At 59.4% G+C, this 11,842-nt stretch carries 8 protein-coding genes and 7 pseudogenes; 5 read left to right on the top strand and 10 right to left on the bottom strand.

What is annotated here, in order from left to right:
- Nucleotides 1-949 precede the first annotated feature (949 nt).
- The gene (locus QOC89_RS04570) at nt 950-1,183 is read right to left on the bottom strand and encodes a DUF2934 domain-containing protein (RefSeq protein WP_323043932.1); all 234 of its coding nucleotides are present in this window, start codon (nt 1,181-1,183) and stop codon (nt 950-952) included.
- A 504-nt stretch (nt 1,184-1,687) separates the two neighbouring features.
- Between QOC89_RS04570 and QOC89_RS04565 the strand changes: the two genes are divergently transcribed.
- The gene (locus tag QOC89_RS04565) at nt 1,688-1,897 is read left to right on the top strand and encodes a response regulator (RefSeq protein WP_323043931.1); all 210 of its coding nucleotides are present in this window, start codon (nt 1,688-1,690) and stop codon (nt 1,895-1,897) included.
- A gap of 472 nt (nt 1,898-2,369) precedes the next feature.
- On the opposite strand, the pseudogene QOC89_RS04560 reads toward QOC89_RS04565, so the two are convergent.
- From QOC89_RS04560 to QOC89_RS04535, 7 genes and pseudogenes are all read right to left on the bottom strand, one after another.
- A pseudogene (locus QOC89_RS04560) lies at nt 2,370-2,947 on the bottom strand (phasin family protein).
- Nucleotides 2,948-3,354: 407 nt separating this feature from the next.
- Complete coding sequence (locus QOC89_RS04555; RefSeq protein WP_323043930.1) at nt 3,355-3,579, bottom strand: dodecin family protein; 225 nt, start codon at nt 3,577-3,579, stop codon at nt 3,355-3,357.
- Nucleotides 3,580-3,837: 258 nt separating this feature from the next.
- Nucleotides 3,838-4,284: an enolase C-terminal domain-like protein gene (locus QOC89_RS04550; RefSeq protein ID WP_323043929.1), complete on the bottom strand. Its 447-nt coding sequence runs from the start codon at nt 4,282-4,284 to the stop codon at nt 3,838-3,840.
- A pseudogene (locus QOC89_RS04545) lies at nt 4,280-4,693 on the bottom strand (enolase C-terminal domain-like protein); the annotation flags it as partial. The gene QOC89_RS04550 and the pseudogene QOC89_RS04545, both read right to left, overlap by 5 nt.
- A gap of 49 nt (nt 4,694-4,742) precedes the next feature.
- Nucleotides 4,743-4,871: pseudogene (locus QOC89_RS31815) on the bottom strand (mandelate racemase); the annotation flags it as partial.
- A 126-nt stretch (nt 4,872-4,997) separates the two neighbouring features.
- Nucleotides 4,998-5,785, bottom strand: a pseudogene (locus QOC89_RS04540) (tetratricopeptide repeat protein).
- Nucleotides 5,786-5,832: 47 nt separating this feature from the next.
- Nucleotides 5,833-6,752 (bottom strand): annotated as a pseudogene (locus QOC89_RS04535) (Ku protein).
- 572 nt (nt 6,753-7,324) lie between these two features.
- On the opposite strand from QOC89_RS04535, the gene QOC89_RS04530 reads away from it, so the two are divergent.
- The 4 genes and pseudogenes from QOC89_RS04530 to QOC89_RS04515 all read left to right on the top strand — a co-directional run.
- Nucleotides 7,325-7,651: a hypothetical protein gene (locus tag QOC89_RS04530; protein ID WP_323043928.1), complete on the top strand. Its 327-nt coding sequence runs from the start codon at nt 7,325-7,327 to the stop codon at nt 7,649-7,651.
- 385 nt (nt 7,652-8,036) lie between these two features.
- Nucleotides 8,037-9,344, top strand: coding sequence for a tryptophan leader peptide (locus QOC89_RS04525; RefSeq protein WP_323043927.1), 1,308 nt, complete (start codon nt 8,037-8,039; stop codon nt 9,342-9,344).
- The gene (locus QOC89_RS04520) at nt 9,341-9,520 is read left to right on the top strand and encodes an SDR family oxidoreductase (protein ID WP_416340352.1); all 180 of its coding nucleotides are present in this window, start codon (nt 9,341-9,343) and stop codon (nt 9,518-9,520) included. Before QOC89_RS04525 ends, QOC89_RS04520 begins: the two co-directional genes overlap by 4 nt.
- Nucleotides 9,521-9,832: 312 nt before the next feature.
- Nucleotides 9,833-9,964: pseudogene (locus QOC89_RS04515) on the top strand (PhoU domain-containing protein); the annotation flags it as partial.
- A gap of 42 nt (nt 9,965-10,006) precedes the next feature.
- Here QOC89_RS04515 and QOC89_RS04510 read toward each other — a convergent pair.
- Both QOC89_RS04510 and QOC89_RS04505 read right to left on the bottom strand, forming a co-directional pair.
- A complete protein-coding gene (locus QOC89_RS04510) occupies nt 10,007-11,347 on the bottom strand; it encodes an alkaline phosphatase family protein (protein WP_323043926.1) in 1,341 nt (446 codons plus the stop codon).
- 87 nt (nt 11,348-11,434) lie between these two features.
- A pseudogene (locus tag QOC89_RS04505) lies at nt 11,435-11,635 on the bottom strand (hypothetical protein); the annotation flags it as partial.
- Between the last annotated feature and the right edge of the window lie 207 nt (nt 11,636-11,842).

Genomic DNA, 11,842 nt, shown 5'->3' with positions numbered 1-11,842 from the left:
CGTATGTGTAAATCTTCCTGCGTAGCCGCGCGGCAATCCGGTATGAACCGGGCCGCGCTTAACTTTCCGGCCCTCGCCTCATTCCGCGAAGTTCATTGCTGCGGCTGGATGGACCTCATTGCGCGCTAGACGCAGCCGTATCCGATGCACCTTTGGCATGCGGGTCATTCTGCGGCATGCGGGTCGGCGCCTTCGTCGTACCTGAGCCCTTCGAGTTGGAAGTCGTGCCGGTCGTCCCGCCAGCGTTCGGCGTACTCATACCAGCGCCCCCCTGTCCGCCGCCGTTACCGCCGCCACCGGCCCCCCCACCGCCGGCGCCCCCCGCGCCTTGAGCAAACGCGGTAGTAGACAAAGCGAGAAGTACAGCAGAAAAAACGGCAGCTTTCTTTATTGCTTTCATGATTGTCTCCGTGATGTGATGAATTGACCTCGCCGGCAACCAGACACAGACGTCGTGGCGCGGACAACTCCAATGCGCAACCGGTATGCCCGGCGTGTTCCGACCCGGCAGTATGAATGGAGGCGTTGTGCTCGAAGGAAGTGGCACCCAGTCGCCAAGCGAGGGTCGCCGACCCTTATCGCCCGTATGGAATGGCGCTCATCTTCGTTCACGGAATGCATCTTGCTTGCCACGAAGTGTTCGAATCAACCGAACGGCGAGTCTGAGAGAACGTATAGAATCGGCTGTGGTCGTCAGTGACATCCGCGGGGGCCACCCAAACAATTGTCCGCCGCACGTCCCGCCAAAATCAGCCTTCGCCATTTTGTCGCCGCGCGATTCCCTTCAGACTGTCGCATCGAACAGTCATCTCAAAAAATCGATGCGCCCGATTGATGTCATTTTGTCGACCACTGGTTCGGTGACTTTGCTGTTGCTGTGCTTTGGCGGGTCGGGGCTGTAAAAGGAACACGGCGTCTCTCGTGCCCGGCTGGCCATGTTTACCTCGTCTCAAGCTCGACCGGGATTGACTGTGGATGTCGGTTCGCTCGGCAACACTTCCGGGGCGTCGACAAACTCGTCGGAGTCGTTCATTCTGTCACCTTGCGTGGGGCTGCCGCCTGAGCCGAGTTGCAGCCGGGCCTGTTCCCAGAATTCATCCGCGCGACCATCGGGGCATCCCGCTCTCTCCCACAATCGGTAGGCAAGCGAACGAAGCTCTTCTTCCGTCATCTGCGTATCCATGTCCATCCTCGAAGCTTTTTCAGGTGAATTCAGCAGACTCGTCAGCGCTATGGGACATAGCCCGTGCCCGCAAGGACCGGACCTTCCCCTCAGCGACGGTTGAAGATTGACTCATACCCACCACCAGGGGATGCGAGGCACGTACGGGGTGGCACCATTCGTTCCCGGGGCAGTTGCTTGCTTCTACTGGAGCGAACCATCCACGAACTCTGCAGAAGAGACGGTGGATGGGCGACACTACTCACTGAGGGGCGGTCCCACCGCGGACGACCGACACAGCAACGGCAGAGACGCATTCTCCGCGAACGGAATCGCCGACCTGGCCGGCTGAAGTTCAATCCCGACCAGGACGGCAGCAGCGATGGAGGGCCGCACCTGTTCCGCTCAAACATATCTCCGCTTGTCGATTAACCCAAGCACAGGCGCACCCGAATGACTGCGAACGCGGAACGTGGCTTGCGTCTATGTTGGACACATACCCGCGCATCGGAAGGCCATCATACGATGACAGCCCTTGACGGTTGGGAAGCGTTTGAACTCGTGTCGGGCAAGTTGCCGGACGTCACCATCATGGACCGGAAAAGGCCGCGTGTTGACGGTATGGGGCTATGCCGCCTGTCGCGCGACAACCAGCCTTTGTCTGACTTGCCCGTCATCCTGATTTCGGCCGACGAGCCACCCAACGACCGCCGCTTGCGGTCATATGACGCGTAAGCTCGTGCACCTACGGCACCGCTGACTGTGTCCAGAGCGGCCAGTAACCGCGCGACGCTTTCCGCTGTTTCGATGAGTTCTCTACCGTGATGCGTGCCTGCGGCGCGCAGGTGGTCCCGACCGCGACAGCGTCGCCAACACGCGCGGCATTGGGATTTTTGCGCGGTCAGCAGGCAACATCGACAGCCGCGCTGCCGCGCTCAAGCGGATATCGCTGGCTGATGGCGGCCGGATGCCTTCCGCATCGCGCTCGCGGCCCCCGTAGGTCATCAACCCGGACATGAGAAGGCGACGGGTCGCTTGCGACGTTGGTACCCCCTCGCATAAACGTCGTCTAACTGACGCAACCAACGGCCGTCCGGATGCTCAGCCAAACGCGCAAGCCGCTCACGCTAGACTGTTCCGATGAGAACACCGAAGCCAAAGGCATGCGAGTCAGGCAGTTACCGGCATTGACAGGCCATGTTGACACTTACCTTTTTGTTGAAGCTCTGGCCTGGTCAGTGGCCTGTCTGGTCGCCCTGTTTGAGGCGGAAGCCGCTGCGTCACGGTTATTTTCGGCAATCTTCAGTGCCTGGTCGGCCGCTTTTTACCGGCTTCAGTTGTCGCGCTCGTCGCCTCACTGGCAGCGGTGACAGCCGATTGCATCGCACTCACAGCGGCTTCGCTTCCCGCCGGTGCATTGTTCGCGACCGTATCTACCATTGCCTGCGTCTTCTGCTGTTGCTGCTTGAGTTGGGCCTCGGCGCCCGCGACCAGTTCGGCCTGGGTGTTGAACATGATGGTGCTCACGTGCCGCCAGTACGACTGGGCTTCCTGCATGGCGGCTTGCGCCCGCCTTGCCTGCAAGGCGAACAGCTCCTGCGGGTCTTTGGTTGACAATGCCAGGTTTGCGATTGCCTGATTTTCCGCAAGCGTCGATTTGACCGCCCGCAGGTTCAGTTCAGTCAGCTTTTCGATGCAGCCAAATGCCTTGGTCCATATATCGGACAGAGTTTCCAAACCGGCTCTTTGCGAAGCAACCACTTGTTCACCGGAAAGACTGCTCATTACAACCTCCATCGGGGTAAGGTAGCGGGTAGTGCGGGAGCCATTCTTCGATGGCACCCCGAACAACGCTGCCTGGTAGGAATCTGGTTGCGAGCAAGGGCTGGTCCCGGGAATCTATCCAATGTCAGCTGTCCTGTGAATTACGACCAGCTGCGCCACGCAAGACCTTCGTCGGGCACAACGATGGCACGGGAAGACAGCTGGCACGCGAACGGCAGGTGTCGTGCTGGCACGCACCTTGGGCAAGACTGAGTACCATAGGTGACACAGGCCGCCGATGGGCTGGGCTCCGCGGGAACGTCAAGGACGGCACCCCGACGGCGTCTGTACCCGGTTGAACGGTTTTGCGCGCCTTCCTGGGCGTTTTCTTCACACAAGGAAGTGTGCCCTGCCGCAGGAAGCCGCCCTCAGGCTTCGTACTTGAATGACAAAGATACACGCGCTCGATACTCAACGACCTTGCCGCCGTCGACCCTCATGTCGAGCTTGCAGACTTCGGCGATACGCAAATCGCGCAGCGAATTCGCAGCGGCTTCCACAGCATTCTTGGCCGCGTCCTCCCAAGAGTTCGGGCTGGTGCCGATAATCTCAGTGACACTGTAAACGCTGGATTCAGTATCCTGCTTGGCCATGATTTTCACTCCTCTGGGTTAGGAGGCGCGATTTCCGCACCTCAGTGATTTCATCATAGACCGCGTGCGTGCCGTTCGTCGCTTGAAGCGGCAGCGGGTGCGGGTGCGGGTAGAGGACCATTGCGCGCTGCGTTCGCGGCTAGCCGTAGTGGACGTCGCTTGGTCGGGAGAACAACACATCTCGCGACACAGTCGAGCAAACTCACGGCAGTCGTTTCGATTCACTCCTGTACGCCTCTCGTCCCTTTTTCTCGACGCTCACTCTACAATGTGTGTCGCAATCAACTCTTCATTCCATTCGATACCGGACCCCACCCGGGATTCGTTTGCCTGCACAAAGCCGTTTTCAGCCACCAGGGGTTCCTGAATCATAGCGTTCCACCAATCAGCGTACTCGAAGCGGAAGGCTGTAGGCGTAGCAGACATCAAGTGCGCGCTGACTTCCGGGAAGAGATGGTTGCTGACAGGTAGTCCCTTCGCTTGAGCCAGTGCAGCGACCCGCATCCAGCCGGTCACCCCACCGACCTTCATGACGTCTGGCATAAGGTGGTCTGACGCGCCTGCATTAATCGCTGTGACGAAGTCCCCCGGTCCCCACCAGTTTTCGCCTGCCTGAAGCGGTGTGCGCGTCTCTCGCGCGCAGGCGCTGAGGCCAGCGAAGTCGTGTGCCGTAGTCGGTTCCTCTATTCCAGCAGAGGCCTTCATCATCCAATGCACGCAAGCGCGTACGCGCTTCGACCGCGTTGAGGCACTGGTTGTAGTCGACCATTATTTCAATATCATTTCCCACCGCCGAGCGCATCGCACGAATGACGTCGAGGTCTTCCTGAACGGACGGATATCCGATTTTCGCTTTTATGCCGCTCATTCCGGCACGTGCCCATCGTTCAGCGGCATCCGCAGAGCCGCGTACACCGTCGTAGCCAACACCCCCATAGGCACGCAGAGGTCGGCTGCTTGCACCTAGTAGCGTCACAAGCGAAACCTGGGCAGTACGGGCGACAACGTCCCAAATGGCCATATCGACCGCGGCAACGGCGATGCCTGTTAAACCCTGAGGCCCGAGCAGGCGAAAACGCTGTGAGCACACGTTCAACGTCGTGGGGTACTGCATTGACGCCCAATAGAGAAGGCGCCAATTCGCGAAGAAGCATCGCAGTCGGAAGCAACGCTACAGGCGTGTACGTGAACACGTAACTGCGCCCTACGACGCCAGCGCTGGTGTGCAGGTCGAGAAGCACGAGCGGCGACTCGCTGATGACTCCGCCGGCCGTGCGGTGTGGAATGGGCATCGGGAGCCGGACAGCCCGGACCTGGAGTTGCGTAATCGCATTTGTGGGTTTCATTGCTTCTCCATCATCGCCTCGGCCAAGCATCGATGTTCCAATAACGTTTGCATGCTCCGCTCGCTCGTGGCTTTAGCTGCTCAATCGTCGGTATGCACTCAAGTGGCGCACGAGGCCTTGCTTGTCCCGGCTCTGTCGCGAAGCATGGCAAGGTTGTGATGAGCATCGGCGTAGGAAGGATTGAGCTCAAGGCATCGCTCGTAGCTCTGCGCAGCGTCATCCAGCGGACCGAGTTCCTCGAGCGCGACAGCCCGATTGAAGTGCAGAACTGCATCCTCTGCGAAATGCGACAACGCCTCCTCGAAGACGCGAAGCGCGTCCTCACATCTCCCTTCTTCTTCGCACAGCCGTGCACCCAGGTCGACGTAGGCGGCGTAAAACGGCTCGGGCGCGAGTTCCAACGCTTTCCTGTACGCCTGCTCGGCCCCTCTGACGTCAGACTCCCTCAGCTGCTCGCCAAGGTCGTACCAGTCTTCGGCCTGCAATGCCGCGTTCTTCCGTCCGGGCGTCGTGTCGAAGAAGACGACATCTCCCTTGATTTCAGCGACTTCCAAGTCAAGCAGGAGCTGACCGGTAATGGCGTCCCATTGGGATGGCCCAGTCTTGACTGCAATGGTGCTGCCTACTGCTGTGACGCGGATGCCCGAGAGAGGCAGCTCATCCGGCAACTCAGCCTTCAGTCGCGAAAGCGCGTGGACTATCTTCCGCGGGGGTATCTTTGCAGAGCGCAACTGTAATGCGGTGCGCAGCAGAACGACATCCTGGAACGTGAACCTGAGCTCATGCCGAGGCCCACGCGATGGCGTTACGAACCCCGCGGCAACCAGACCGGAGACCACACGTCGGGAGACGCCCAGCATTGACTGCTGCCTGGTTAGCGAAATATCGTGAGCGGTGTTGCGTCGCGTCACTTGTGCGCCCGAACCTTGGCCGGGACTTCGACCGGTGCTTTTTGAGCGCGGGCTGCCGGCTTTCGCGCCTTAGGCGTCGCCGCGAGTTCAGTGACCTGTTCGGCGCTCTTGCGCTTCGGTGCGCCAGCAGATTTGGCCTTCCCGCCTCCCCTGAGACTGGCTCGCAACGCTTCCATCAGGTCGATGACCTGTCCGCCGGAAGATGGCTCTGCAGGCTCGCTCGAAACAATCTGCTTGCCCTCAATTTTCCGGTCAATGGCCTCGAGCATCCGCGTCTTCTCTTCGTCTTCATACGCAGTCGCGTCGTAGTTATCCTGAGCGCCCTGTTCGATGATTTGCAACGCGAGTTTGAGTTCGGCGTCAGATACGGGTACATGCTCGATATGCAGGTCGGCCAGCGACCTGAATTCGTCGGCAAAGAGTAGCTGCTGAAAAATCAGTCCTTCGTCCGTAGGCCTGACAAGAACAATGTGGGTTTTCCCCTTGGAAGCCCATTTTGCAAGCGCACCTCGACGGCTTTCTCGCAATGCCAGTCGCAGCAGGCTGTACGGCTTGCCACCACGCTTGTCCGGCGCGATAAAGTAGGCCTTGTCATAGTAGATAGGGTCGATGGATTTTTCGGGAATAAAGGGTACTATCTCGACAACATGGCTTGCGCCTTCTTCAAGAGCCTTGAGTTCGTCTGCTGTGAATATGACGAATCTGTCCTTCTCAAATTCGTAACCCTTTTCATCGCGGACCGCTCGACAACTTCTCCGGTGGACTCGGCGACATATTGCTGCTTCACGCGGGAGCCGTCAGGGGCCAGCATACTGAACCGGACGTCCGAAGCACTCTGGGTCGCCGAATACAGCTTAACGGGAATCGAGACGAGGCCGAACGATAGGGACAGCGATGCGATTGAGCGCGCAGCCATGTGCTTGTCCTTACAAGCCAGCACGAGCTTGCTGGCTCAACATGGCCGGCGGCGAATAGCCAGCAAGATTGCGATACGACCCCGATTTCGTGGCCGAACGATGGAAAAAGCTTACCACCGTGAGAGTCCCTCACGATGTCCGCTCGCGAAATCATCTCGTAGGTCTGTAGGCCTTGTGACGGAATGTCGTGCATCTCGAACCGCTCGTCGCGCTGTTCCGATACGAGGTCGAACATGCGGCGAAGGCTGCCGGACCGTAGGCCATGAATGCCGCGTACAGGGCGACGAATTCTGCTCCCAGTAGGGCCGTCGCGAACAGCGCTGTTCCCGGCTGGCCCGGGCGCAGTATCGCAGGCGCTTCGGCTTGATGCGCGCATCGATGCAGGGCAGTCACGCACCGCGGTCCTTCTTGAACGACTTCGGAACCGCTGACTCTAAAGAACAGGGCCCTTCGGCCTCACGTATGAGCCTCTGCGTGTTGCCCTATGGAAAGCGGACTCAGCGCTATTTGTCCATGCCTCGTCGCGCCGTCGCTAGTAGTTCGAACTTGCCTCGAGGCGAGGAGAACGCAAATGAACAAGCTCGTTCGTTTTCTGGTTGCTGCCGCGCTTGGCGCGGGGTCGGCCAGCTTCGCGCAGGCCGGTGGCGTGTCTGTAGGCGTCGGCATTGGTGTGCCGGGCCCCGTGTATGTCGGTCCGCCGGTTATATATGCGCCGCCGCCCGTCATTTACGGGCCGCCGGTGATATATGGACCGCGCCCCTGGCCCGGATACTATCGTTATCCCTATTGGTACGGCGGATATCGAGGCTATTACGGCCCTGGTTACTACAGACGTGGGTACTACGGCCCTAGATACTATGGACGTGGGTACTACGGGCATCGCGGGTGGCGCCGCTAGAGCGCACGAGTGAATGTTTCCGCACAACGCTGACGCAGTCGAAAGCGCGTACGGGTCGCTCGTGGCGAGCCCTGCTTCCCCGACCAAGCTTGCATGCGTCCCCGAAATCGCAATTCCACGCTGCATGCACAGAACGGATGTCGGGTATCACCGCAGGCAATTTGTTCAGAGCGAGATTTCCCCGGATGTTTGCGTCGTTACGGGAGTCTAGCCATCGGTGGCGCACATGCGGATATCGTCCCCTTCCGGCTACGAGCCTCACTCAGCCCGCGCGGGCGGCGGGAACTGTTCCTGGAAGAACAAGGGCAGCCGCTGGTTTACGGCCTCGGCCGAGTGTGCAACTATCGTTGCCGGGCGCATACCGCATTCCTTTGCGAGGTTCAGGATGGCCTGGAAACTCTGGAAAACCGAGAAACGGCAAGATGAGGCGCGAAGCTGGCCTAGCGATGCGAATCAGTCCATAAAACAGCTTCTGGGCATGTACCTGGGCAGCCATGCAGCACCGTTCGCAGGGTGGGCCGCGCCTGGCATCATATTCGCGCCAGACGTCGAACCGGTCCTGCGAAACGGAGTTCGAGGATATCAGCTCGCTCTCTGGTTCTGGCTCTTTGCCGAGAAGCACGGCACCATCGCGGCACGAATGGTACGGGAGTCCTTCTGCCTGCTCGCTGAGGCGGCGCAACAGGCGTCCGGTGACAGCATTGATGCGCTCCTCGACTTCGAAAACCGCCTTGCGCATTCTATCGAGGAGATTTCCTCCGAGGCGCGGTCGTTCCGGCTGGAGGGCCTGTCGGTAGAGGTACCGATGGAATTCTTTCTGGCCACAGGCTTCCTCCGACTCGCACCCGACTCGCCCTATGCTCGAAATGCGAGCGCCAGCCTGCAAGGCAATGACTACAAGCTCGCTGACTGCTTTCGCCATGCAACTGAGGAGGCGCTAGCGGTGTTCCGACCGATGATAGACACGGTCGACTTTGATGCGAAATCGCTATCCAACTGGAAATGGAGCGCCCATCCCGGCGCTGCCGAGCGACACCTGCAACGCCGCCACAGCAATCCACTGTTTCCCCTGCACCGCCAGATGGTGACGGCTCATGAGGTCTATGAGGCACGTCTTGTCGACGGCCAAGCCCTTCACGAAATCAGCACCGAGCTTAGTGAGCTTAGCCACTCGTTCTCGCAGACGACCGAACTGCCGCTGAACTGGCAATCGTTCCTCGAAGGATATCGGGACTACGTCGACCGACTCGATGAACGCCGCCTCGCGGCGGGTGGGCAGAACGCGCCACTCGGTGACGCAATTGAAAGACTGCGCACGGACATCCTCACGACCTGGCGCACTTCCCTTCACAGGAACCGGCACAGCCTTGCCACACTGGACCATGGAGAGGCGCAAAGGGCGGAGCGACGCGCGCTTCTGTACGGATGCGACTGGACCGCACAGCTTCTAAGTAACGGCTCTCTGATACCGCCAGAAGAGGTCGTTCCTGCCCTGCTGAGTGAGTCCCCATCTGAGCTCAAAAGGGTGGTGACCGCCCTTCAGGCCGAACCACGATTGCATGAGACGCTTGCGCAGTGTCGTGCAACCGCACATCGGCTCCTCAACGAATCCGGCGCAGGCGGTCACAATATTCCCGACATCGGCGACAAGCTTCGTATTCTTGACGGTATGCCCGGGCAGGTGGCGGCCTGAACTCGCCCGCTCGAACGCTGCGTTCCGGCCTCGGAGCATTCATGTCGCGCATTCCGATGGGCCGGGTCGGGCAAACGGAAGACCTCGTCGGCCCAACCATCTTCCTCGCATCCGGGATGTCCAACTACGTGACTGCAATCACCCTTGCGGTTGACGGCGGCTTCCTAGCAATTTGATTGCTCCTCCGATAGGCCCACTGCGGCCTTTTTCCTTATCCGGCGACACTTGTGCATTGATGGCGTCGCATTTCAATGCATGATGTGTGTGCTCACGACGTGCACTGGAACCTCTGGCCGACGCGCGACCGAATTCTCTTAGCACTGTCGATTTGTCTGGTCGGCGGCGCTATCTTCTTGCGTTGACGCCGTCATTCTGCCCGTCCAGCGCGTATCAGCGTAGGGAGCGGCGAATTCCTTCGTCAGCTCCCTAACTCAAAATACTATCCGCGGCCTACGGGGACCGTCGCTCGCGCCCAATCTGCAGAAGTCATTGCGAAGGCCATTGAGCGTATCGGTGACCACGCCACCAATATCGCTGAGTTCGTTGTGTATGTGGTCAAGGGCCGGGATGTACGCCATGTAGCCCTTGACCGGCTCGACGAGGAAGTCCTGGCCAACTGAAACCGAACGCGAATGTCCAACGTCCGCGAAGCATTTCGCATCCTACCGGTGCGCGTAGAGCGGCAGGAATGGGTCTTTGGCACGCGGCGCGCCGGTGCTCGACGGGCGGTCAGTTCCTACAGCGATAGGCGATGGGCACGTTGGAATGTCCGGGCGTGCGGCCGGCAATGCCAGCATCTTCGAAAAGTCGGCGGCAGCACGTACGCGGGCAGTGAGATTCAACGAGCCGTTCAGTCCAAGCACCTTATCGACAGTTTTCAATATCGACGTGTGGTCATATTGCGTATGGTCGATAGTGCCCGCCGGAACATACGGTGAGATAACGAGAGCCGGGACACGCACACCGAGGCGGTCAAAAGGAAAGTTGTGCGTCTTGAGCTTCGGATTCTCGCTGGCGCCTGGCGGCACGCATGGTGGAGGACGCACGTGGTCGAAAAAGCCGCCGTGCTCGTCAAACACGACGACGAACATGCTGCTGGGCCAAAGGCTTGAACCACTGATAGCGTCGTATAGCGTTTTAACGAGTGCCTCCCCCTTGCGTACGTCGCCTGCGGGATGCATCGAGTCACCGTTGCGGAAATCATTTTTCGCGTCGTACGTGGGCTCTATGAACACGAACCTCGAACTCAGAGAGCCATCGGCGAGCTGCGACAACAGCGTCCCCATGCCGACAAACCGGTCTCGATGGCTCTGCATGCCAGCGATGGCACGCGTCTGGGCAACGTCGCCCTGCACAATGAGCCAATCTGCCGGGCTCAGTTTCGAGAATATCGTGCCGTTCGGGAACTTGAATATTGGGGTATTCAGAAAGATGGCCTCGACCACCTCAGCGTCACCAGGCGAGTGGTCGAGTCCAGAGGACGTTCCGGCGACTGCGAAAAAGCGGTTCGGCCAGGTGGGACCGGGTACCGACGCAAACCAGTTGTCGCATAGCGCGAACTGGCTCGCGAGGAAGTTCATCACGGGAAGCTGGTCGGGAGTGAACGCGCTGAACGCATCCGCCACGACATCAGCGTGGTCCTCGTATGTCGCGGCGAACCCGGTGGTCGACGGGTCTACGGCGAGGGGTGGGTATCCTGTTGAGCCCAGGACTAGCGAATCGCTTCTAACCATGTCCGCGCTTGCGGAGGGCAAGCCGCACAGCTGGACGCAGGTGTCAGTAAATTCATGGCCCGGGTCAAAGCCGAGCGCATACGGCGAGCCTCTGCCCAACTGATAGCGCGTACCGGTCCGGCCAAAGTTGACAATCGGTTGCGCCGGCAAACCGTTGGCCGTCGTGGCGCCACCGCCCGATAGATGGCCAGCAAAACCCGACAGGCCGAAGATACTGTCGTACGAGCGATTCTCAAGCATGAGGACAAAAACGTGCTTTATCGTTGCCATTTCTCTCTCCCCGGAACCGTTGCTGCCCGGCCACGATACAACAAATTCGGGCGACACCAGGACTATCGAGTTCTAAACCGGTGCTTTAAGCCCGGACTTGCCCGTCTTTTCGGCGTGCTTCTGGAAAAACAACTCAGCGGCGATAGCAGTTGGCGCACGGACCCTTGCTAGTGGGCGGTCCTTCAGGTGAGGCAGCATCCACTCGACAACGCTTTCGTAGTATCGGACCAGGTCGAGTTTGGTAACGCCGCTCGACGGGTCAACCATGCGCTCTGGGTGCGTGAATTTGAACTAGCACTACAGCGGACGCGCTACGGGGCGCCACAGTCCATCAGTACTACAAATAAACATCAGAACACAAAATGGGAATTCACTGGAACTGCTTTCCAGCGAAGTAGAGCCTCGATACATCATATAAATGCGGCACATATTTTGAGCGCTAAGAGGTTGCGCTTTGGCGGGTTAACCCGGTTTAGGGGAGACCATGTTTCCTGT

The organism is Paraburkholderia sp., from assembly GCF_034668105.1.
Taxonomy (GTDB): Bacteria; Pseudomonadota; Gammaproteobacteria; order Burkholderiales; family Burkholderiaceae; genus Paraburkholderia.
The sequence above is the reverse complement of the archived record's forward strand: the minus strand, read 5'-3'. Positions and strand labels throughout refer to the sequence as shown.